At 67.4% G+C, this 21,420-nt stretch carries 20 protein-coding genes and 1 pseudogene; 13 read left to right on the top strand and 8 right to left on the bottom strand.

Features of this window, described 5'->3' with window-relative positions; genetic code table 11:
- Positions 1-26 precede the first annotated feature (26 nt).
- Both OG241_RS06145 and OG241_RS06140 read right to left on the bottom strand, forming a co-directional pair.
- Positions 27-497 carry a GNAT family N-acetyltransferase gene (locus tag OG241_RS06145; RefSeq protein ID WP_405814136.1) on the bottom strand — a complete coding sequence of 157 codons (471 nt, stop codon included), beginning with the start codon at positions 495-497 and terminating at the stop codon, positions 27-29.
- Positions 494-1,789 carry an XRE family transcriptional regulator gene (locus tag OG241_RS06140; RefSeq protein WP_405814134.1) on the bottom strand — a complete coding sequence of 432 codons (1,296 nt, stop codon included), beginning with the start codon at positions 1,787-1,789 and terminating at the stop codon, positions 494-496. The genes OG241_RS06145 and OG241_RS06140 overlap by 4 nt, the downstream gene beginning before the upstream one ends.
- A gap of 393 nt (positions 1,790-2,182) precedes the next feature.
- Between OG241_RS06140 and OG241_RS06135 the strand changes: the two genes are divergently transcribed.
- On the top strand, positions 2,183-3,424 hold the full coding sequence (locus OG241_RS06135) for a helix-turn-helix transcriptional regulator (protein WP_405814133.1): 1,242 nt from the start codon (positions 2,183-2,185) through the stop codon (positions 3,422-3,424).
- A 45-nt stretch (positions 3,425-3,469) separates the two neighbouring features.
- Here OG241_RS06135 and cutA read toward each other — a convergent pair whose 3' ends face one another.
- On the bottom strand, positions 3,470-3,793 hold the full coding sequence (gene cutA / locus OG241_RS06130; protein ID WP_405814132.1) for a divalent-cation tolerance protein CutA: 324 nt from the start codon (positions 3,791-3,793) through the stop codon (positions 3,470-3,472).
- 508 nt (positions 3,794-4,301) lie between these two features.
- On the opposite strand from cutA, the gene OG241_RS06125 reads away from it, so the two are divergent.
- The 8 genes from OG241_RS06125 to OG241_RS06090 all read left to right on the top strand — a co-directional run bounded on the left by OG241_RS06125 (position 4,302) and on the right by OG241_RS06090 (position 11,740).
- Entirely contained in the window at positions 4,302-4,883 is a 582-nt protein-coding gene (locus OG241_RS06125) for an NUDIX domain-containing protein (protein WP_405826075.1), read from the top strand.
- A complete protein-coding gene (locus OG241_RS06120) occupies positions 4,873-6,003 on the top strand; it encodes an NUDIX domain-containing protein (protein ID WP_405814130.1) in 1,131 nt (376 codons plus the stop codon). The genes OG241_RS06125 and OG241_RS06120 overlap by 11 nt, the downstream gene beginning before the upstream one ends.
- Before the next feature lie 86 nt (positions 6,004-6,089).
- Complete coding sequence (locus OG241_RS06115; protein WP_405814128.1) at positions 6,090-6,659, top strand: NUDIX domain-containing protein; 570 nt, start codon at positions 6,090-6,092, stop codon at positions 6,657-6,659.
- Entirely contained in the window at positions 6,656-8,650 is a 1,995-nt protein-coding gene (locus OG241_RS06110; RefSeq protein ID WP_405814127.1) for an ATP-binding cassette domain-containing protein, read from the top strand. The genes OG241_RS06115 and OG241_RS06110 overlap by 4 nt, the downstream gene beginning before the upstream one ends.
- Positions 8,628-8,837, top strand: coding sequence for a hypothetical protein (locus OG241_RS06105; protein WP_166663474.1), 210 nt, complete (start codon positions 8,628-8,630; stop codon positions 8,835-8,837). Before OG241_RS06110 ends, OG241_RS06105 begins: the two co-directional genes overlap by 23 nt.
- The gene (gene hemC / locus OG241_RS06100) at positions 8,834-9,787 is read left to right on the top strand and encodes a hydroxymethylbilane synthase (RefSeq protein WP_405814126.1); all 954 of its coding nucleotides are present in this window, start codon (positions 8,834-8,836) and stop codon (positions 9,785-9,787) included. Before OG241_RS06105 ends, hemC begins: the two co-directional genes overlap by 4 nt.
- 97 nt (positions 9,788-9,884) lie before the next feature.
- The gene (locus tag OG241_RS06095) at positions 9,885-11,174 is read left to right on the top strand and encodes an MFS transporter (protein WP_405814125.1); all 1,290 of its coding nucleotides are present in this window, start codon (positions 9,885-9,887) and stop codon (positions 11,172-11,174) included.
- The gene (locus OG241_RS06090) at positions 11,171-11,740 is read left to right on the top strand and encodes a class I SAM-dependent methyltransferase (protein ID WP_405814124.1); all 570 of its coding nucleotides are present in this window, start codon (positions 11,171-11,173) and stop codon (positions 11,738-11,740) included. The genes OG241_RS06095 and OG241_RS06090 overlap by 4 nt, the downstream gene beginning before the upstream one ends.
- Positions 11,741-11,799: 59 nt before the next feature.
- On the opposite strand, the gene OG241_RS06085 is transcribed toward OG241_RS06090, so the two are convergent.
- Positions 11,800-12,489 carry an HAD family hydrolase gene (locus OG241_RS06085; RefSeq protein ID WP_405814123.1) on the bottom strand — a complete coding sequence of 230 codons (690 nt, stop codon included), beginning with the start codon at positions 12,487-12,489 and terminating at the stop codon, positions 11,800-11,802.
- Between the two features lie 108 nt (positions 12,490-12,597).
- On the opposite strand from OG241_RS06085, the gene OG241_RS06080 reads away from it, so the two are divergent.
- Both OG241_RS06080 and OG241_RS06075 read left to right on the top strand, forming a co-directional pair.
- Positions 12,598-13,347 (top strand): XRE family transcriptional regulator, encoded by a 750-nt coding sequence (locus tag OG241_RS06080; protein ID WP_405814122.1) that lies wholly within the window; start codon positions 12,598-12,600, stop codon positions 13,345-13,347.
- Positions 13,348-13,362: 15 nt separating this feature from the next.
- A complete protein-coding gene (locus tag OG241_RS06075) occupies positions 13,363-13,833 on the top strand; it encodes an NUDIX hydrolase (RefSeq protein ID WP_405814121.1) in 471 nt (156 codons plus the stop codon).
- 14 nt (positions 13,834-13,847) lie between these two features.
- Here OG241_RS06075 and OG241_RS06070 read toward each other — a convergent pair whose 3' ends face one another.
- Positions 13,848-14,405, bottom strand: a complete 558-nt coding sequence (locus OG241_RS06070) for an HD domain-containing protein (RefSeq protein WP_405814120.1) — start codon at positions 14,403-14,405, stop codon at positions 13,848-13,850.
- A 796-nt stretch (positions 14,406-15,201) separates the two neighbouring features.
- Between OG241_RS06070 and OG241_RS06065 the strand changes: the two genes are divergently transcribed.
- Positions 15,202-15,954, top strand: coding sequence for a hypothetical protein (locus OG241_RS06065; RefSeq protein ID WP_405814119.1), 753 nt, complete (start codon positions 15,202-15,204; stop codon positions 15,952-15,954).
- Positions 15,955-16,215: 261 nt separating this feature from the next.
- On the opposite strand, the gene OG241_RS06060 is transcribed toward OG241_RS06065, so the two are convergent.
- The 3 genes and pseudogenes from OG241_RS06060 to OG241_RS06050 all read right to left on the bottom strand — a co-directional run bounded on the left by OG241_RS06060 (position 16,216) and on the right by OG241_RS06050 (position 19,949).
- The gene (locus OG241_RS06060; protein WP_405814117.1) at positions 16,216-17,928 is read right to left on the bottom strand and encodes a recombinase family protein; all 1,713 of its coding nucleotides are present in this window, start codon (positions 17,926-17,928) and stop codon (positions 16,216-16,218) included.
- Positions 17,929-17,993: 65 nt separating this feature from the next.
- A pseudogene (locus tag OG241_RS06055) lies at positions 17,994-18,194 on the bottom strand (GNAT family N-acetyltransferase); the annotation flags it as partial.
- A 93-nt stretch (positions 18,195-18,287) separates the two neighbouring features.
- Positions 18,288-19,949 carry an FAD-dependent oxidoreductase gene (locus OG241_RS06050; RefSeq protein ID WP_405814115.1) on the bottom strand — a complete coding sequence of 554 codons (1,662 nt, stop codon included), beginning with the start codon at positions 19,947-19,949 and terminating at the stop codon, positions 18,288-18,290.
- A 272-nt stretch (positions 19,950-20,221) separates the two neighbouring features.
- Between OG241_RS06050 and OG241_RS06045 the strand changes: the two genes are divergently transcribed.
- On the top strand, positions 20,222-21,346 hold the full coding sequence (locus OG241_RS06045) for a SchA/CurD-like domain-containing protein (protein ID WP_405814113.1): 1,125 nt from the start codon (positions 20,222-20,224) through the stop codon (positions 21,344-21,346).
- Positions 21,347-21,420: the final 74 nt, after the last annotated feature.

The following is a 21,420-nucleotide window of genomic DNA, read 5'->3' as shown; positions in this document are numbered from 1 at the left end:
CCGGAGGCAACTTCAGGCTTAAGCACCTATGCCGGAGTGACGGTCTGACGATAGAAGATCTTGGTGTCCTGCGGGACCGCACCAAGTGCTTCGTAGAACTTCTGGGCATCGGGATTGTCGCGGTCGGTGGTCCACTCTATCCGGCTGCATCCGAGCTGGGCGGCGACCTCTTGAAGCTGTGCCATCAGGGCCTTTGCCACCCCGCTGCGGCGGTGGGCTTCCCGCACAAACAGTTCCTTGAGGTACAGCGAGCGGCTGTCACCTGCGGCAGGCCAGAGCAGCGAGAAGGTGGCCATACCGACCACGTCGACGCCGATCCGCGCCAGAAGGATGGAGGCGGCCGGATGATCTCCGAAGAGCATGTCCCGCAGTCGGCCGACGCGGTCGGGCAGCTCGCCTTCGACTGCGCCGCCGTAGTACTGCTCGATGTCCGCTACGAGTTCCGCGATGCACGGCACATCGGTTGACTCGGCACGAGTCACGGTGAGTTCGCTCACGGCGCCTTTCCTTCGTGTTCGGAGGCTATTCCTTGCTCGAGTGGGGCGAGTACGTCGCGGAGTACCCGGACGGAACGGGGTCCGCTGGGGATCGTGGAGAGCAGTCCTTCGAGTTGGCAGGCCCTGGTCAAGATAATCCCGGAACGGTGCTGCGCCGGGAGTTTTCGAAGGATCTCCGCCGTACTGTCGGCGGCCCCGGCCGGCTCGCCGTCCAGGAATAGACACATGGCAGCGTCCAGCTCGATCAGGGCCCTGTCGAGATGTTCATCTGCCGGATAGAGCTGGAGAGCTCGCTGCTGTGCTTCCCGGGCACGGTCCGTCTGACCGAGGTGGGTGAGGGCGTTGCCTTGGTGGAAGCGCAGCTGGGCCTCGTTGTAGCCGAACGCCGACTCTGCGGTGTCGTCTCCGTGCAGGTGCGCCAGCGTATCCTCCGCCCGGCCGAGAGCGGCCTCGGCTTCCCGGCGGTCTCCCATGACGGCGTGGGCCCGAGCTTCCAGCGGAGCGGCCAAGGCTGCGCCGACGGTGGGCTGGACGCTGGAGACTTGCGCGCGGCGCGCGGAGCGGGCCGCTCCGGTGAGATCGCCGCAGTAGAACAGCGCGTATGCGTCTTCGGCAAGGATCCAGGCTCGGACGTCGCTGTCGCCGACCTCCTCCGCCGCGATCTTGGCGACGCGCAGCCAGGCGTTCGCGTGGTGATCATCGCCCTGGCGGACCAGGACCAAGCTCATGAGGCCGGCCATCTGGGCGGAGAACCTCGTAAGGCGGCGCATGGCGCCAAGGGACTGCCGCTGGTCGAGCGCCCTGCTGAGCGCGTCGACATCGCGGCGTAAGTCCCGCAGGAGGTCGCTCTCGGGACGAAACCGGGTGGCCCGGCCGTGCCACGCCAGGGTCTCTTCCCACGAGGCGAGCCCGGCTTCGCTTATATGGCCACTGGTCAGAACTCCTTCGAGCCTTCGGCGGACGGCCTCGGCCTGGTCCGGCTCCTCGACGGGGAGCTGGCCGGCCGGAAGCCCAGCGAGGCCCTCATCGGACTCGGCGAAGACCTGTCCCACGGCCATACCGAAGAGGTACTCAAGAACTCGCGCGGTGTCCGGGCGCGGTCCCCGCTCGGTGAGATCGCCCTTCATCCACCGGTCGAAGGTCCGGCGCGACATCGGAACGGTGGCGAGTCGGGGATCTCGATCGCGCTCAGCCAGCTCCTCACAGGCACGCTTCCACTGGATGCAGAAAGCCTCGAACGTCCAGCGCCGCTCTTGCACGGTGGTGCGGAAGTTGGTGGTGCGCGCCGGCATCGTAGGTCCTTCCTTACTGGCTTGCGGCTGAGCTCGAGGACTGGCTGAACTACAAGGTGGGCACCTTGTAGTGCCCGAGCCTGGGCCTGGTCATGAGCGGATCGGCGACTTCGACAACGAACAGTTCCGATATGACCTGCACACGCCCTCCGGGGAGATGGCTCGTCGTCCCCTCCGCCGCCTGGCCCTTGAGCCCGACCGCGACGTGGATATGAGGGGCCAGGGCGTTGCCCTCTTCGTCCCCGGCGATCGTCCCTCGTCATGGGCCCATCGCATCGCGTGTCCGAGCCCCGGACCAGGGGAAATCGGAGGGGGAAAAATCTGTCAAGGGGGGAAACTGGAGGGGGAATTGAAGCCATGATTGGATTCCGCCCCCGGACAGAGGTCACACTCATGGCAGATCCGTTCGCCGAAATGCTCCTCCGGCTCCGGAAGGACGCAGGCCGGACGCAGGAGCAGCAGGCAGCCGCCATCAACGCTGTCTCCGGCCGGGACACCATGACCCGTCGAGAGATCAGCCGTTACGAACAGTTCGAGAACGTCCCGACCAACCACACGCTTGAACAGATCGCGGCGGCCTGCGGCGTCTCATTCGAAGACTTGAGGCGGGAGGCCAAGGCCGCTCGCGCCAGGAAGAGAAAGGAATACGCCCGTGAAGAGGAGGACCAGGAGGACGTGAAGCGCCGCACGTTGCTGGGGGGCGCCGCCATCGGAGTGAGCGCGGCTGCCGAGCCATGGGGACGGCTGGCCCTCGCCCTCAGCAAGGGTTCCAAGGCCGACGCGCCTTCCGTGGCTGCTCTCGTCGACCGAGCCGCTGAGTTGCACATCCAAGAACTCGGAATCAGCGCACGCAGGTTGCAGCGCACGGTCGAGTCTCACCTTGACGCGATCACGGCTGCTTTGCCCCGTGCTGGCGAGCACGAACGGGCTCTTACTATCGCCGCCGGAGAAACCGCAGCCCTGGCCGGGTGGGTGGCGTGGGACCTGGGTGAGGCCAACAAGGCTGATGCCTATTACCAGGTCACGTCGGAGTGTGCGTCGGCTGCCGGACACCCTCCGCTCCGAGCCCTGGCCCTGACCTACGCCAGCTACGGAGCTTCGACGCCCAAGGAGAGGCTGAGGCTCCTTTCCCAGGCATCCCAGGACGTTCGAGGCCACGGCAACGCCACGGCCGCCGCCTGGGTGCTCGGCAGGCACGCGGAGGAGGCTGCGGCGCTCGGCGACGACACAGAGGCACTGCGTGCATTGGAGCAAGCAGTCTTCGCCTACGATTTTGCGGATCACACAAGCGAGCAGGCGTGGGTCCGATTCGTGACCCCTTACCGCATGGACTCACTGGCACTCTCCGTGTACGGACAGCTGGGACGATCCGAGCTGACGGCCACGGCCGACACCGCCATCGAACGCCTCGGGGATGGCCTATCGGATGGAGGCGTTGTCGTGCTCGGCGACCTCGCTTCCGCGCTGCTCCGCGGCGGAGATATTGAGCAAGGTGTCTACGTGACACGTCAGTTTGCGGCTGCGAGTCAGGCCAAGCCCAACACGATGGGCAAGGAGCGTGCCCGAGCCATCGCGACCTGGCTTCCCGACAACGAGCGAGAACTTGCCGATCACCTCAGGAAGTTCGCGTCTTGAGGCTGTGCCACACCCAACGCGGAACTCGCCGAAAACGCGAGCGCGTCAGCGCTTGGTTGCCTCCTCAACGACCCAGGACAGGTAAGCGCTCGATCCGCCTGTCACGGGAAGGGTGACCCACTGCGGCACCTCGTACGAGTGCCTTTCGGACACCCACGCCTCCAGCTCCGGCAGTTGGCCCACGGTCGTCATGTACGAGATCCGCCACTCGCGCGCCGTCTCGATCTCGCTCTTCCACCAGTAGACGGCGGTGAACGGCGCGTCGATGTGAGCGCCGGCTGCCAGCTTGCTCTCAACCGCGCCCCGAGCCAGTGCCTTCGCCTGGTCCTCGTCATCGATGGTCGTCTGCGCAATCACGATGTCGGTCATGCCACTACCTCTCAAGCCGGGAGTAGCCGACCCTATCCAGCGGCTTCCCATGGGTGCGCAGGTACCAGACCACGAGCTGACCAGAATACGCACGGGCCCGATGCTGCACTCATTCGGAGAGTTGGAGACTCGGGGCGGGGATGGGTGCCGGTGACCTCCGGCGCCCGTTGCCCGTAACCGCTGGGATCGACACGCGAGGACGCGCAGGCGACATCCCTTAGCCGCGGCTCGGCTGCCCGGTCGTCGTCGTACGCAGCGACGCGCCCGAGGCTCCGGAGAACTACCGCAACGAGTGGAAGCGTCGCCAACACCCATTTGCCCAACGACCTTAGGGCTCACGCTAGATAGACTCGGCGGAGTCCGGCAACGGGCACCCGAGTCGCTGCGGTCACAGGCGGCGTACGCATTGTTTTCCTCATACTCGGGAGGCCCCGCTGTGCCGTGTGTGCTGCCTGCTAGGCGCCGTCGATATCACCCCGACGCCCTTGCCGAGGCGTTGACCGCAACCATGCCACTACCTGGCACGAGGCCGTGTGCGCATGTGCCGCGTTCCCAGAACGGATCGTCCTGCACCCAGGAGCCTGCCTGGCGGCCCGCGTGGTCAACTGCCCATCGCCATGGGCATGTCGAGAAGGAGAAGGCGTTGCCACACCGTTCTGTGATCGGACTTCACTTAGTCCTGGTTCAGGGTGACCGGGTGCTGCTCGGTCTCCGTTCGGGCACTGCTTGGTGTGACGGATGGTGGCATGTTCCGGCCGGCCATCTTGAGGAGGGGGAGTCCTTCCTCGCCGGCATGGCCCGTGAAGCTCGGGAGGAGCTGGGCATCGCTCTGGAAGAGACGGACTTGGTGGTCGCGCACACGGTCCACGACTACGACCCCAAGACTCGCGAGAGTCGGCTCCAACTCTTCTTCACCGCCAACCAGTACGCCGGGCGGCCTCATGTCGCAGAACCGGACAAGTGTGCGGAGCTGCAGTGGTGGCCGCTCTCGGCTCTGCCGGAGAAGCTCGTGCGCTACACCCGCCAGGCCCTGATCTGTATTCAGCGGGGCCAGAGCGCGAGCACGGTGGGGTGGCCCGATGCCTGCTGACGACGTGCGCGAGCCGGTGGGTTTGATGGCGCCGGAGGACTATGCGCGCTCACGCGCGGTCTTCTGGGGCGGGGCCGCGGTGCTGTTCACCGACGCAGAGGGCAGGGTTTTGACCCTGGATCCCGCGTACCGGCCTGGAAGGCTGCTGTTGCCCGGTGGAGGTGTGGACCAGGCGGAGCGGCCCTCGGCCGCGGCGGTGCGCGAGGTGGCCGAGGAACTCGGGCTGTCCGTCGGTGTACGCCAGCTGCTGGCGGTCGACTGGGTCAGCAGGGGCAATCTGGAGTTCGGGAAGGTGTACGGCTTTCCCGGTGAAACCGTCTCCATCTGGGACGGTGGCGTCCTGGAGGACAGCGACATCGCCCGGATTCGCCTGCCCGAGCACGAGATCACCTCGTTCCACTTCCTTTCGCCGACGCAGGCCGCATCCCGGATGTTCCCGATCGAGGGGCGACGGATGCTCGCTGCCTTGCGCGCCCGGATCGACCGTGCCGGACCCGCCGTGCTGGAGGACAGTGAGACCGTCGGGCTCGGACAGGCACTGCAGCGATTGGACGTCGTCCCGCGTATTGCGATCGGCTACCAGGACATCGCCTGGCACCCGGCCATGGAGCCCGCTGCCGGCCTTCCCGTGAAGCAAGCGTGGGTGTGGGCCTTCGACCCGCTCGGCAGGGTCGTCGTCCTCGTGGATCCGCGCGACGGCCATGTCGTCCTGCCCGGCGGAACGGTCGAAATGGACGACGACGGGCCGAAGGCGGCGGCACTGCGTGAAGCCGCCGAAGAGGCGGCTCTGCGCCTGCACGATGCCGCCTACCTCGGCTACCTCCTCGATCCGGACGGTGCGGTCTACGGCCCAGGCACCGGGGCGAACGCCCGGGCACGTTACATCGCCCGCATCGACTCCCTGGGGCCGGCGGCACCGGATGTCGCGACCGGCATCACCTACGGCAGGCTGCTGGTCAGCCCGGTGCAGGCGAGCGAGCTGCTCGGCCTTGGACGCGCCGGAGCCGAACAGGCCGAGTACGCGGCCCGAACGGCGGCAGCCCGCTGGGGAATTCCGCTGAGCCCGCCGCAGGCCGCGATCGAGATCCCCCACACGGGCATGGCGGCCCTCCTGCCCTGACGTCCGCACGTGACGCGCACTCTCGTGCCGGAGTCCTGCCGGCGCGACGCCCTGCACTGACTCTCTGGCCTTGGAGGAGGACTCTCATGTCCGGCGAACCTGACACCACCGAACATACTGTCGGCAGCCCTGACCGCGTGGTCACCGACGAGCAACGGGCGTACTGGGCCCAGGTCGAGGCGCCCATGGCCTCCTGCACCGCCTTTATCACCGATGCCGACGGCCGGATTCTCGTGGTCGACCCGACCTACAAGGACGGCTTGGACCTGCCCGGCGGCATGGTGGAGGCCGGCGAAACGCAGATCGAGGGCCTGGAACGTGAACTGGCCGAGGAACTCGACCTGACTGGCGTGCCGATCGGCCGGTTCCTCGTCCTGGACCAGGTCCCCGCTGCCCGGTACGGGCGGGCCATGGTCGTCACGGTGTTCCACGTGGGTCCCCTCACTGACCAGCAGACACAGTCCCTGCGATTCGCGGACGGGGAGATCGGCGCCGCCGAGTTCCTCCCCGTCGAGGAGGCCCTCGCGCGGCTGCCGCACCGCCTCGCCCGCCGCATCAAGGCGGCGCACGCCGCGCTGCTTGCTGGTGTGCCGGCTGTGCTGATCGACGGCACGTCCCACGTCCTGTCCAGCTCGGCCGTGCCGGAGGCGCGATGAAACGGCTCCTGAAACGGGTCTGGAAGACGGAACAGACCGTCTCCGAGTCCGAGGTCGCGCTCTTCGGCGGGGCGCTGCGCTACGACTTCGGCTGGGTGCGCCACGAGTACGCGCGACTGGACACCAAATTCGGGCAGGCCGCCCGGATGGTGCCGGCGCTGGTGGGCAGCACCCTGCGCCTGGCCTGGCAGGCGGACCGCCGCGCCCTGTTGACCATCGGGATCGCCGAGGTGGGCCAGAGCATCACCCAAGCCGCCGGGCTGCTGGTCACCAACCAGGTGATCCAAGCCCTGCTCAAGGACGGCGACAACGTCTCCCGGCTGCACGCCGCACTGCCGGCCCTGATCGTCGGCTGCATCATCGCCGTGGTCGGCACCATCCTGGCCTGCCTATCGACGGCGGGCACCGGGCGGCTGGAACCGAAAGTCGAGAGGCTGGCCACCGAACAGTTTCTGGAGGGCGCCGCCCGCGCGGAACTCGAGGCCATCGAAGACGGCGAGTTCCGCACCCTGCTGGACTCGGCGTACTTCGGCGCCCAGTCCTCCCGCACCATGATCGGCGTCTGCGTTGCCGTGGTGAACGGCGTGTTCTCCCTCGTCGCCGCAGCCGGCGTGGTCACGGTCCTCAGCCCCGTACTGCTGCCCCTGCTGCTGCTCATCGCGCTGCCCCGTGGCTGGGGCGCCATGCATGTGGCCCGGCGCCGCTACGCCTCCCGGATGCAGTGGATCGAGCACGAGCGGGCCAAGCGCCTGGTCAACAACCTCATCACCGCCCGGGAATCTGCCACGGAGATCCGCGTTCACCAGGTCGGCCCCTTCCTGCTCGATCACTTCCACGAGATGGGCCAGACCGCAGAGGCCGAACAGACCCGCCTCGCCGACGGCCGCGCGGTCACCGAACTGATTGCTGCCGCCATGGCCGGCCTCGCGTCGGCGGCCACGTTTGCCGGCCTGGGCGCGCTGTGGCTGACCGGCCACATGAGCCCCGCCACCGTTGCCACGGCCGCGCTCGCGATCCGAACCGGCTCAGCAAGCCTCGGCGCCCTCGTCGACAACGTCCTGCGGCTGCACGAGGAGTCTCTCTACGTCCGCGACCTCGACCGCTTCCGTGACGAAGCCGAACGCCGGGCCATCCCCACGGGCGGACAGCCCGTGAGCGACTTTCCCGACCACGTCACCTTCGAGAACGTGTCGTTCACCTACCCCGACCGCGACACTCCCGCTCTGCAGGAGGTGACCCTGACTTTCCCGCGCGGGGCCGTCATCGCCCTGGTCGGCGCGAACGGCAGCGGCAAGACCACTGCGGTGAAGCTCCTCGCCGGGCTGCACCGGCCCACAGCTGGCCGCGTCCTGTGGGGGCAGACCGACCTTGTCGAGGCCGACCGGGTGGACATCTTCCGGCACGTGGCCGCACTCGATCAGGGCTTCCAGCGCTGGCCCTTCACCCTGCGAACCAACATCCAGATCGGCCAGCCGGAACGCAACGCGGACGACGACATCGCCCGCGCCGCCGCTTACTCGGGCGCCGACAAGCTCGCCGACACTCTTCCCCGCGGTCTCGGCACCCTGCTGGCCCGGCAGTTCCGCGGAGGCCAGGAACTGTCCGGCGGGCAGTGGCAGACGGTCGGGCAAGCCCGGCTGCGGCACCGGCAGGCGAGCCTCGTCATCGCCGATGAGCCCACCTCCGCCCTCGACCCCGAGGCCGAGATCGAATCCTTCGAACGCATCCGCCGCCTGGCCGACGAAGGCAAGACCGTCGTGCTGGTCAGCCACCGCATGGCCGGCGTCCAGCACGCCGACATCATCTATGTCCTGGACGAGGGACACCTCGTGGAGAGCGGTTCCCACCAGGAACTCATGGCGCGGCCTGATTCCCCCTACCGGCGCATGTACCTCATGCAGGCCAACCAGTACGGCAGCGCCGCCGCACCGTTGGTGCTGCCGACTCCCTCGGCCAACGGCGAATCACATGCCACCAGCACCCCCGACTGACACCCACCACCCGCCACGCACCGCCCGGCCCGGTGCGCGGCGGCCCAGCAAGTGGGCCGCCGACCCGCTGTGGAGCACGCTGCGCGACCTGCTGGGCTGCCTCGGCGTGATCGCGGCCGGCCTCGCCATCACCACGATCGTCACCCTCCTGACCTCCCACTTCCCCGACCCCAGGATCCGTCCGTGACCCACCTCCCGCCCCGACTCGTCCTCGGAACCCGCGACTCCGACCTGGCCCCGATCCAAGCAGCCCACGTCGCCGGACTACTCGAACACGCCTTCCCCCAAGTCGCCGTCCACGTGACCCCGATGAAAGCCGCCGGCGACCTGCACCAGGGACCTCTCGCGCAGATCGGCGGCAAGGCCGCCTGGGTACGCGAGCTGGACCGGGCGCTGGCCGCCGCACGCGTCGATGTCACCGTCTCGTGCGCCAAAGACCTCCCAGGCCCGCACGAGCGCGGCACCGACACCACCATCGGCGCCGTCCTGCCCCGCGAAGACGCCCGGGACGCCCTCGTCCTCCCCGCCGGACAACCCGACGCCACCCTGGACGACCTCCCCGCCGGAAGCGTCCTCGGCACCAGCGCGCCGCGCCGAATCGCCCAACTCCGCACCCGCTACCCCCACCTCACCATCCAACCCGTGCGCGGCAACCTGCTTCCCCGCCTCGCCCGCCTCGACGCCGGCGAAAGCGACAACCCACTCGACGCCCTCGTGGTCTCCTATGCCGGACTGTGCCGGGTGTCCCAGGCGGACCGTGCCACACAGCTCATCCCGGCCTTGGTGCTGGCCCCGGCCACCGGCGCGGGCATGCTCGTCGTCGAGCAGCGCAGCGGCGACACCATCGCCGCCCACCTCCTCGACGCCATCAACGACCCCGCCACCGCCAGGCTGCTGGCCGTCGAGCGTGGCGTCCTCGCCCAGCTCAAAGGCAACTGCCAGACCGCCTGCTCAGTCCACGCCCACTACACCGAAAAACCCCACCGGATCAGAGTCGACGCCGCCGTCTTCCACCCCTTGGGCTGCGACGCGATCCACGTCGCGGCCACCGGACCGGCCGACGACCCCGGCGGCCTCGTGGAGAACATCACCCAGCTGCTGCACGGCGAAGGAGTCGAACGACTCCTGCCGCGCTGACCGCGTGCGGCCCCGGTCGGCAGCGGGAGCCCACCACGGGACGCGACACCGAACGGCGGGGCCGTAACAGCCTTACTTACGAGGGGAGTTCAACGACGTGCCGCACCGATCCGAACCCGACGCCGAAGGAAGCCTGTGGCGAGACAGAGACTTCCGGAACTACGCCCTCGCGCAGGGCATCAGCGTCACCGGAAGCGGCGTGACCACGATCGCGCTGTCCGTCCTGGCCGTCGTCGAACTGCACGCCTCCACCTTCAACGTCGCGCTGATCGCCTTCGCCTCCAAACTCCCACCCTTGCTGCTGTCCCTCCACGCCGGCGTCCTGGCCGACCGCCGCCGCAAACGCCCCGTGATCATCACCTGCGACCTGCTCTGCGCCGCCGTCCTGCTCACCCTCCCCACCGCACAGCTCCTCGCCCGCATCACCTTGATCCACCTGTACGCGGTCGCCTTCACGGTGGCCGCCCTGCAGGTGGTCGGCAGCAACGCGTCCATCAGCTACCTGCCCTCCCTCCTCGGCCCAGGCCGGATCAGGGACGGCAACTCCAAGATGGGCGCCAACAACTCCCTGGCCGACCTGATCGGCACCAACTCCGGCGGCGTCCTCGTCACGGCGCTCGGCGCGGCCCGCGCCGTCACCGTCGATGCCGCCTCCTACCTGGCCAGCGCCCTGCTCCTGTGGCGCATCAAGCACCGGGAAGACCCGCCTCCCACCCGCACGGCGGGCACGAGCCACTGGGCGGAAATCCGAGAGGGCCTCACCTACACCCTGCACACCCCCGTCGTGCGCTCGATCGTGCTGTCGAATACGGTCACCTCCTTCGTCCTGGCCGCCAGCAGCGCCCTGTGGTCGCTGTACCTGCTGCGCGAACTGCACTGGACCCCGACCGCCCTCGGGATCGTCATGGGCGCCGGCGGAATCGGCGGCATCCTCGGAGCCCTCGTCTGGCAGCCCCTGGAACGACGCTGGGGCCCAGGCAAGGTGATGGTCGGCGCACTCGCCCTCAACCCACTCGCCCAGATCCCCCTGGTCCTTGCCGGCCCCGGGCTCGGCGGACAGATCGCCATCGGTTCCGGCATGGTCATCCAAACCGGCGCCGCGGTGTGCCACGGCGGACTCCAGCGCGCCGTCCGCCAGGAACTCGCCCCCGACCATCTCCAAGGACGAGCCCAGGCCACCGGAGCCTGGCTCGCCTTCAGCCTGCGCCCGTTCGCCGCGCTCGCCGCCGGCGCACTGGGCACCCTGCTCGGCCTGCGCCCCACCCTCACGCTCATCACCGCGGCCCTGGTCGTCCCGTTCCTCGTGCTGTGGAACTCGCCCGTCCGCGCGCTCGGCCCCGCCGCCCCCGTCTCCCTGACCCCGACAGAGGAGCCCGCCAACCCATGACGAACACCACCCCGGCCGACTACTGGGACCCGCTCTGGGCATCGGGACGCCGCTACCGCAGCCTCGGCCCCGAGGAACAGCAGCTGACCCGCCGCTTCCTCGGCGCCGGCCGCGGCCGGCCCGCGCTCGACATCGGCTGCGGCACCGGCGCTCTCGCCCGCTACCTGCACGCCGACCTGGGATACCGCACCACGGCGATCGACTGCTCCTCCGCCGCTCTGAAGATCGCGCAGGCCGAGCAAAACGCGAACGACGGCCCGGGCTTTTATCAGCTGGACATCGAGACCGACGACACCAGCGTGCTTCCCGACGCTGGCTACGCCCTCGTCACCTGCCGACTGGTATTCGCCTTCATCAAGGACAAGCCCGCCTTCCTCGACCACATCCGATGCCTCCTCCCGCCCGGCGGAACGTTCTGGCTGGTGACCCCTCTTGTCGAACGCCTCCCGGAGGAACGGAAATCGATCGGAATCACCATGCAGCAGGCGGAATTGCTGACCGCGCCCTGGTCATCGGTCCGAAGCGAAGACCTGGACTCGATGCGCTGCTACGCCCTGCGCCCCTGACCCGTCACGATCCAAATCCTGACCTCTACGAGGCCCCCCGGTGGCAGGGACAGGCCGGCTCAGGCCGCTGCTGCCCGCAGGTGGGCCAACAGGCCCTCCGTATCCGTCAGATCCGGAACGACGAAGTCGGCGCCGACGGCACGGAGTTCCGCCACCGAGTGGATGCCCGAGGCGACAGCAATACAGCGCGCCCCGGTGTCATGCGCGGCCCGCACGTCGCGAGGCGTATCACCGATGAGTACGGTCGGCGTCGTCATCGCCACGCCATAGGCGGCGTGAATCCGGGCCCGGGCAGCATCGACGAGACGGGCCCGGTCCTCGCTGTCCTCGCCGTACCCACCCACCGACATGTCGAGCAGGCCGTCGAGACCGAAAGCCCTCAGCTTGACGCGCGCATTCGCTGAGATGTTGCCCGTGAGGACTGACGAACAGTTCTCGAAGTCTGTCGCGAGCGCCTTCAACACCTCCTGGACACCGGGCAGTACCCGGCCCCGTTGTCGCAGATCTTCCTCGCGGCCCCGCCCTGCTTCTTCCAGCGCCCGCTGCGCCGTGGCCCATCCGGGAACCGGCAGACCGTGCCGGACGAACATCTCACGCATGATCGCTCGGTCCGTACGCCCTTCCGTCGGCGCGGGCAACTCGGCGTCCCGCCCAGCGAGGGCCTTGAAGGCGCTGGCGTAGATCTCTTTGCTGACGCCGGCGTTGTCTACGAGGGTATGGTCCACGTCCCAGAGCACGATGAGCTGCACGTGCCCAGGGTAAGCAGCGTGAACTGCCTGTTAATAGTGCCCTCTTGGGACGTCCTGGCGTCCCGCAAGATCTTGCCGCGTCCCGGGACGTCCTGCGAGGATGTGAATGTGAACGAGCGGCTGCGTACGGTGATGATCCAACGAAAGGTGACCCCGGAGGATCTTGCGGCGTCCTGCGAAGTCGACGTCAAGACGGTGGAGCGCTGGATCAGCCTGGGCCGACAGCCACTCCGCAGGCACCGCTGGGCGGTCGGGCGGAGACTCGGCGTGGACGAATCGTATTTGTGGCCGCCGGAGGAGGACGACACCCCGGGCCAGCCGACGGAACAGACGGAACTGGTCGCCGCCTTTCCCAATCGCGCGAGCGTCCCGCAGAAGACCTGGGTCCGCCTCTTGAAGTCCGCGCAGGAGCAGATCGATGTCCTGGTGTTCAGCGGAACGTTCTTCGCCCAGACCAACCCGCGCGTGGCGGCGATGCTCGCCGAGCGCGCCGACGCCGGCGTCCGGGTCCGCCTCTGTTTCGGCGATCCGTCCGGCAAGGCGGTCGCCGTCCGGGACGAGGAAGAAGGGATCGGCGGCACCCTCTCCGCGAAAATCAGGGCATCGCTCACCTACTACCGCAAGCTGATCGGCACCCCCGGCTGCGAGGTACGCCTCCACGACACGACCCTGTACAACAGCCTCTTCCGTTTCGACGACGCACTCCTCGTCAACCCGCACGTCTGGGGGCAGCCCGCCAGCGCCAACCCCCTGTTCGAACTGCGACGATTGGGGGACGACGGCTGGTTCGACCACTACACGGGCAGCTTCGACGCGGTCTGGGAGACTGCAAAGCCCTGGTCACCCGAGTCCATGTGAGGAGCACGGCCCGCGATGGGACGTACGGAGTACTGGTACGACGAGAACGCACCCAAGCCCAACACATTGATCCCGGCGTGCAACATGCTCGTCGCCCGAGAGACCGACGGGGCGATCCTCCTACAGCGACGCCGGGACACGGGGCAGTGGGCCCTGCCCGGGGGAGCTATGGACATTGGGGAATCCCCGGCGCAGTGCGCGGTCCGGGAATGCAAGGAGGAGACCGGAATCGATGCCGAACCCACCGGGCTCCTCGGCGTGTACTCGCCCCCTGAACATGTCGTGGCCTATACGGACGGGGAGATCCGGCAGGCGTACGAGGTGACCGTGATCGGCCGGCCGGTCGGTGGTGAGCCCACCATCAACGACGAGGCCGATGGGGTCCGCTGGGTCGTACCCAGCGAACTGGAGTCCTACAACATCCACCCCTCCATGAGGAAGCAGATCGCCCACTTCCTCAACGGGACGTACCCGCACGTGGACTGAAATCCGCGCGCCCCCTACTTGCCGACCCTAGCGAGCCGGACTTCGACCCTGTGCACAGCGGCGCACAGCTCGGGTTCCGCTCGACGGATGAACCGGCCGACGATGCTGTCGAGACCATACCGACCGAGGATCTCCGCCAAGCGGGCATCCACCGTAGTCGGCTCACCGTCCGGCGTCGTGGTCATGTCGCAGTAAACCAGCGCGTCGACCAGCGCGGGATGACCAAGAAGGGGGAACTCGTCCACAAGCTGCTCCCTCAGCCCGCGCTCCTCCGCTTCCAGCACGGCACACGAGTGGTTGGCCACCAACCGCACCAGCCTCTCGTCCGCAGCTGTTTGATCCCGCAGGTAACGAGCGCCGTCGAGCGGATGGAACCCTGTCACGGCAAGTGTCGGAGCGTAGCCGATGTCGTGCAACATCGCCGCAGCCCACAGCAGTTCGGCATCGTCGCCCAGGATCTCTGCTAGAAACCCCGCCTTCGCGGCGACGCCCTGGGAGTGCGTCCAGCGGCGCGGCAGGGGTTCCGCGAGGCGAGACTTGGCCAGGTCGCGGGCCCAGACGCTGAGATCCATGCTGGAAGACTAAGCCGGAACGCCCGGTGGGTAGCTGGTATCGGCTGGACGTCCCAGGACGTCCTCGTAGCTGTCCCCAGCAGCGACTTCCTGTCCGATGAGCGACTGGCTCCGAGCCCCTGCTCGACCAGAGCGCCGAGGAACTGATCCAAGGGAAAGTTCGGCGCAGCCACCCGGGTTCATCAGCTGTGTGGAGATCGATCCATTCGCTCACGGCAGACGAGAATGATCCGCGAAAGGGAACTCGGTCTGGGGCTATGAGAACGTACAACACCCCAGGTAGACAGGGCCCATGAGTGGCTCGACGGTGGCTTTGGCGAGGTGCTCGGTTTATTGCGACTGGCCCGTTCAACTTCGAAACTTCAGCCCTGGTTGCCGGGCGTAGGCTGCTGCCAACCTTTGGACCACGTGCGAGGCGCATGTTCGTCAGGCTGAGCCTGAGTCTCGATGGGCTGACGCCAAGGGCATGACTTCGAGCTCTCGGTCCTGGGCGGGCGATGGCGCAACATAGCCGACGATCGCCGGTTAGCCAAACCGGCGATCGTCCGGATCCTTGATGCTGTTCGCATACGGCTGTACTTGGCGGTGGAGCCGTGCGGACTCAGTGGATGGGCCGCAGCAAGTTGCAGGGAGGTCATCACGCGGCCAGCACTACTGTCCCGTAGTTCACAGCACTGTTTCTGGAGAAGCTGCGATCCCTCGTCGAGCCGACGCGGGAATCGGACTGCTGCAGTCCCGCTTTGCTCCCCAAGGTGCCGCCGCGCAAGGAAGCAAGATTTCATTGATACGAACCGTCGTGATCTCCGACACCAAGATTCCCTATCAGGATGAGCGGGCAGTGCAGAGCTTGCTTACATTCCTTCGAGACTTTCAGCCGGACGAGGTTATACAGATCGGGGATCTGATGGACTACCCTGCCTCCTGTCGATGGTCGGCAGGGACGAGAGCCGAACTTGCCCTCAAAGTACGCAAAGATGGCGAGAGCGCAAAACGTATATTCCTTGCGCCGCTTCGCAAGGTTTACACGGGATCCGTGAAAGTCCTCGAAGGGAAATGCCTGGATACCCAAGTGTCGGCACTCGCGGCCGACGGCGAAGCCTTGCATTATCGGAATCTCCTGGACTTTGATGGTTTTGGTATTGAGCCAGTCAAGCCGATCTATCGGTTCGCGCCCGGATGGGGGGCAACTCACGGGCACGAGATGAAGGGTCTGAACCAGATCGCCGACCACGTTATAGCAGTCAAGGCGAGGAACGTTGGAATCTCCATCGTTACAGGGCATACACGCCGGCTTGCGCTCTCTCCGGAAACCACTGGCCTGACTGGAGATTTTCGCACTCTCTACAATTTTGAGGTAGGTCACCTCATGGACCCGCGCAAGGCTGGCTTCCTCATGGGCCGCCGCCCCGCCAGTGGAGCGCTCGGATTCGGGCTCTTTTACATAGAAGGGCTATCCGTCACCCCCCAGGCAGTTTCCATCCAGCCGAACGGCTCCTTCGTGGTCGAAGGAAATACCTACGGGGCCCGCTCTTGGGTCAAGGCGGCGTGACGAATGAAGCTGCCCTAAAGTGAAGGTTGTTCAGTTGCTGCTGCCGGGATACTGCGGTCCGCTCGTGGATGGAACGGATATGCGTGCGGCAATCTGGGAAGTTCAAATCGGCGGACACCAGCGGTTGTGCCAAGGACCTGGTGTGCCCACCAGTTGGTGCAGGCACTGCCGTCGTCCGGCACGCGCGCGGTGAGGCTCGAACACCGGCACCGAGCCGCGAGGGCCGCGCATCCCGATCGCGTCGCGCATTGGGTTTTGGGGTCACGCGGGCCAAGGATATGCGCTGTAGGGCTTGAGTGGCGGAAGCATGGCCCGATTGCCGGACGCAACAACCTTGCCGGTTTGTGTGTCGATCAATGGCCTGGCCCACTCTTCGGCAAATTTGCGATGCATATCAGTTGCCAGGTCATCGAAACTTTGAAGCGGCGTGAATTCAGCCTTACCTGCGGCGATGTTGGTCGCGTGCTCGACGTACCCCTCCCCGTAGGCAGAGATGAAGTGGTTCATCGGTCCGCTACGATCACCCCCCAAGTAGAGGCGGATGCCTAGTTTGTGCAGCAGGTCGAATCGGCTGTCCCACCGGTGGTCCGCGGCCCACCTCTGGCCGAAGGTGAGTCCAGTACCCGTGACTTCCCAGCGGTCGGCCACGAGGGGCTCCGCCTCGAGCTGAACCAACTGCGCCTCATACTCCCGCATGGTCGTGAGGATGGAGTTTGCTGCGGTGCCCCCCGGGGGGAGGTCAACCAAATGTTGGGCGAGGTTGTCAATACCCTGTCGTAGATTGGCGATCTCGTCTGTGTGATCCTTTCCGGGAATGAATGTTTTCTCTTCGATCTCTACGTTCTCGAGCTGCTCGAGGAAAACAGCTTCAAGCCGTTGAGTAATGAATCCCAATGGCCAGGTCGTGCGGTGCTCGCAGGGATTGTTGCGGGCAATGGAGCGGCACCTCATGTAGTAATAAGTGTGCTCGCGAATGGCGCCGTCCTTGAGTCTCCTCTTGTTACGTGCCGTTGAAGAGTGCATGGGCTCCCCGCACCAGCAGTACACGAGGCCCGTCATCGGGTTGGCTGTCTCGGGAAGCTTGTCGAATCCGTTGGTCGCAATCACGGCTTGCAGCTTGTCGAACTCGGACTTCGAGACGATGGGCTTGGCCCACTGGACTGGCAATCCGTTACGCTGTCGCACTTTCCCGTCTTGTATCGAAAGCCCCATGATCGTTGGCCGTGTGAGGATGGCCTTCAGCATGGTGTGCTGCCACTTGAGGCGCGGATTCACCTTGGTGGAGACGCCTTCTCTGCCAAGCGCGAGATTGGTTCGAATCTGGTGATTGCGGGGGGTGTCGATGCCTCGTTTGTTCCAGTCGCGTGCGATCTGGTTGAGCCTCCACCCCTTGTTGACCATGCGATCATAAGCCTCGCGCACCAACGGGGCAGTCACGGGATCCTGGATCAGTCGAAAACGCGGCTTACCCTCCTTCTCGTCTATGAGCCGCTCAGCGCGATACCCGAAGGGCCACTGTCCACCTGGCCAGAAGTCGTGTGCTCGATAATGCTCGAGCTGCTTGTGCTTTTTGGTGATCACGTCATTGCGGTAGTTGGCCGCCTGAGCAGCCTTGAAGCCAGCTATGACGCGTCCGTTGGGCGTCGTGAGGTCGAGGCCGGGATCGTCGAGAACGATCACATTCTTCTTGTTTGACTGCAGGAAGGCAACAAACCCCCACCAATGCAGGTCATCCCGGGTGATTCGGTCTTGGGTGGTGAACATCAGTGCGTCCCATGTGGCGAGCAGCGGTTCTCTGAGCCACTCGCCGAGGCTGGGGCGTTTGTCTAGGTTCACGGCACCGGAGACGCAGGAGTCCTCCACGTCGCCAACGACTTCGTATCTCGCCTTGGCTGCGGCATCCGAGAGGGCCTCGTCCTGGGCAGCCAATGCCGACGACTGCTCTGTGTCGCGGCTGATGCGCCGCACTTTCACGACCCGCATGATGCCTTGTTCCCGATCCTTGATTCGCGCAGTATTTGTGAGTTTAGCAGATTCGACCCGTCGAACCCGGCTATCACCGTGCCCGACAGAACTCCGTCGCGCTCTGCCAGGAGCAGGGCCTCGGGGTCCCGGTCGACGAGGCGGGACACGCCGGCGCGGTCGTCGCTGATGCTCGTTCCCTCGGCGGCCTCACGCCAGAACCGCAGCACGGAGTCGATGTCCGCGTGGGTGGCGGGGCGGATGTGTAGATCACTCATGGGACGAGCCAAGCAGAGCGCCGGCCCCTCTGGCGAACCCGTTTCCGTGCACGGCGGACACCCCGTCGCCGTGCACGGACGTGAGTCAGCCGGTCAGCGCCGGTCCAGCAGCGCCGAAAGAGCCTCCCGCAACACCGCCTCGGGAGCCGCCGACGGCCCTTCCGAGCGCCAGGCGACGAAGCCGTCGGGGCGGACCAGCACCGCTCCGTCCGTGCCGACGCCGTGGGCGTCCGCCCAGTCCAGGTCGCTCGCGGGTGACAGTTCGGCGTCGGGCCCGCTGCCGATCCGGTACGAGTCGAGCGGCATCGACAGCCGACGCGCGACCTCCGTCGCCGCGTCGTGCCATCCGCCGGCGGCGCCCGCGGAGCTGAGGAGCACCACCGAGTTCTCGTACAGGTCGAGCGTGGACATCCGGGTGCCCGCGCGGTTCAGCCACAGATGGGGAGCCCTGCTCCCGGGCTCACCGGTCAGCCGTACGCCCTCGGGTACGACCGGCACGGCCGGATCGGCGCCCAGCACCGCGCCCCGCGGATAGCGGTAGCCGAGCGCCACATTGAGGATGCCGCCCTTCCTGCCGCCCGGGCCGCCGGCACCGGGAGCGGGGGTGTACCCGGGGTGGCTGTGCTCGACCGACCGCGCGGAGGCACGGGCGCTCGTCGCCTCCGCGACCGGCCGGCGCTCGAGGTCGTACGACCCGAGCAGACCGGGACCCGCCCAGCCGCCCAGCACGGCTGCCAGCTTCCAGGCGAGGTTGTGGGCGTCCTGGATACCGGTGTTGGAGCCGAACGCCCCGGTGGGGGACATCTCGTGGGCCGAGTCACCGGCGAGGAACACCCTGCGGTCCGCGTACCGTTCGGCGACCCGCTCGGCGGCGTGCCAGGGGGCCCGCCCGGTGATCTCCACATCCAGGTCCGGTACGCCGACGGCGCGCCGGATGTGCTCCCGGCACCGCTCGTCGGTGAACTCCTCCAGCGTCTCGCCCTGTTCGGGGTGCCAGGGCGCGTGGAACACCCAGCGCTCCCGGTTGTCGACCGGCAGCAGCGCTCCGTCGGCGTCCGGGCTGGTCAGGTAGCAGACGATGAAGCGCCGGTCGCCGACCACGTCGGCGAGGCCGCGCGAGGTGAAGGTGATGCTCACGTTGTGGAACAGGTCGCCCGGGCCGTTCTGCCCGATGCCCAACTGCTCCCGGATGGGGCTGCGGGGACCGTCCGCCGCGACGAGGTAGTTGGCCCGGATGGTGGTGTGCTCACCCGTGTCCCGGCTCTTGACCTGCGCGGTCACCCCCTCGGGGTCCTGCTCGAACGACATCAGCTCGGTCGAGAACCGCAGATCCCCGGCCAGCGCCCGCGCGCTCTCCAGCAGGACCGGCTCCAGGTCGTTCTGGCTGCACAGGCACCACCCGCTGGGGCTGAACCGGGCGAGCCCGCCGCCGGGGTCGATCTCCTTGAACAGCCACTCGCCGACATCGCCCACCAGGCTCGGCGTCTGCAGGATGCCGTGATTCTCCGCCAGGACCGACGCCGCCTCCTCGATGCGACGCTCCACCCCGGCCACCCGGAACAACTCCATGGTGCGCACGTTGTTCCCGCGCCCCCGTGGATGGATCGAGGTGCCCGAGTGGCGCTCCACAAGCGTGTGCGGCACCCCCAGACGACCGAGGAACAGGGAGGTGGACAGGCCCACCAGGGAGCCGCCGACGATCAGGACGGGGGTGTGGTGGACGCCATTGCCGTCGGCCTCTTCCGCACGGTTCATTGAATGCCTCCAGGGTCTGCCGGTCGTGGCCGGGACGCGGGTCAGCGAGCAGATGCCCCTGCACAGTGCATCCCCGGGGGCCGTTTCGCCCGCCGGAGGCACCCGGATGGCGCACGGTTCACTCGCCCGACCCCGCGGGAGTCGCGCACTCGGCGAGTCGCGTCAACGATCGGCTCATGGCGGCCCCGGCAATCGGACCGGGATGCCGCTGCCCGCCTTCCACGACCAACCTTCACGACGAGCTTCCACAACGAAGAGGAGAGGTGCGCCGGATGACCATCTCGGGACGCATATCGCAGTCGGCGTTCGACGGCTCCAGGCTGCGGGTGATCCTGCTGCTCGACCTGTACGAAGGAGCCCAGCAGCAGTTCCTGGACGCGTACGAACACATGCGGACCAATGTCGCGTCCGTGCCCGGTCACCTCAGTGACCAGCTCTGCCAGTCGATCGAGAACCCCTCGCAGTGGCTCATCACCAGCGAGTGGGAGAGCGCCCCGCCCTTCCTCGCCTGGGTGAACAGCGAGGAGCACGTCGAGACCGTACGGCCGATGCACAGCTGCGTCCGGGACACCCGGTCGATGCGCTACAGCATCCTCCGGGAGACGACCCCCAACGCCCCGCTCACCCCGGAGTCGGCCAAGGCCGGCATGCAGGTGGCGGCCCGCGTGGGCGACGGTGTCGCCCGCCACGCCCTCACCTTCACCGTCAAGCCGGGCTCCGAGTCCAAGGTCGCCGAGCTCCTGGCCGGCTACACCTCGCCCGAGGCCCAGGTCGACGACACCACCCGGCTGCGCCGCACCTCCCTCTTCATGCACGGTAACCGGGTCGTACGGGCCGTGGAGGTCGAGGGCGACCTTCTCGCGGCGCTGCGCCACGTCGCCCGCCAGCCCGAGGTGCGGGCGGTCGAGGAGGCCATCAACCCGTACCTGGAACAGGACCGGAACCTCAGCGACCCCGACTCGGCGCGCGTCTTCTTCACCCGGGCCGCGCTCCCGGCCGTCCACCACGTGGTCGCCGGCGAGAAGGCACCCGCGGGACTGCGCCGGCACGCGCTGTACTACCCGGCGAAGGAAGGCCGGGGCATGGACCTGGCCCGGCTGCTCGCCCACCAGGACGAGGCCGCGGCGGACGACCCGGCCAGTCCCGTGTACGGAAGCACCGTCTTCCAGCGCGATGACATCGTTGTCCGGCTCGTGGACCTCACCGGCGAGCTCGACGCCGACCCGATGTCCTCCCTCGGCCTCAAGGGCCCCGGGAAGGCGGCGGAGCTGGAGCGGCTGCTCGACGGCGCGGCGATCGGTGTCGAGGGCTCCCTGGAGTCGGACCGCAACCTCAACCGCCTCCTGTCGCACGCCGACATGATGCCCGTCACCGACCGCAGCTCGGCGCGTTCCTGACGGACCGCCACGGCGCTGTCCGCGCCGCTCCCGCCCTGCCCGGACGACGTCCCTGCCCCACCCGGAGGTGTCAA

This window comes from Streptomyces sp. NBC_01390 (assembly GCF_045040105.1).
In the GTDB taxonomy this organism is placed as follows: domain Bacteria; phylum Actinomycetota; class Actinomycetes; order Streptomycetales; family Streptomycetaceae; genus Streptomyces.
The sequence above is the reverse complement of the archived record's forward strand: the minus strand, read 5'-3'. Positions and strand labels throughout refer to the sequence as shown.

Coding starts and splice junctions, on each gene's coding strand:
- OG241_RS06075 (WP_405814121.1), top strand. CDS start 13,363: ATGGGACGTACGGAGTACTGGTACGACGAGAACGCACCCAAGCCCAAC.
- OG241_RS06135 (WP_405814133.1), top strand. CDS start 2,183: ATGGCAGATCCGTTCGCCGAAATGCTCCTCCGGCTCCGGAAGGACGCA.
- OG241_RS06140 (WP_405814134.1), bottom strand. CDS start 1,789: ATGCCGGCGCGCACCACCAACTTCCGCACCACCGTGCAAGAGCGGCGC.
- OG241_RS06115 (WP_405814128.1), top strand. CDS start 6,090: ATGTCCGGCGAACCTGACACCACCGAACATACTGTCGGCAGCCCTGAC.
- cutA (WP_405814132.1), bottom strand. CDS start 3,793: ATGACCGACATCGTGATTGCGCAGACGACCATCGATGACGAGGACCAG.
- OG241_RS06125 (WP_405826075.1), top strand. CDS start 4,302: ATGCCACTACCTGGCACGAGGCCGTGTGCGCATGTGCCGCGTTCCCAG.
- OG241_RS06090 (WP_405814124.1), top strand. CDS start 11,171: ATGACGAACACCACCCCGGCCGACTACTGGGACCCGCTCTGGGCATCG.
- OG241_RS06045 (WP_405814113.1), top strand. CDS start 20,222: ATGACCATCTCGGGACGCATATCGCAGTCGGCGTTCGACGGCTCCAGG.
- OG241_RS06070 (WP_405814120.1), bottom strand. CDS start 14,405: ATGGATCTCAGCGTCTGGGCCCGCGACCTGGCCAAGTCTCGCCTCGCG.
- OG241_RS06120 (WP_405814130.1), top strand. CDS start 4,873: ATGCCTGCTGACGACGTGCGCGAGCCGGTGGGTTTGATGGCGCCGGAG.
- OG241_RS06110 (WP_405814127.1), top strand. CDS start 6,656: ATGAAACGGCTCCTGAAACGGGTCTGGAAGACGGAACAGACCGTCTCC.
- OG241_RS06050 (WP_405814115.1), bottom strand. CDS start 19,949: ATGAACCGTGCGGAAGAGGCCGACGGCAATGGCGTCCACCACACCCCC.
- OG241_RS06105 (WP_166663474.1), top strand. CDS start 8,628: ATGCCACCAGCACCCCCGACTGACACCCACCACCCGCCACGCACCGCC.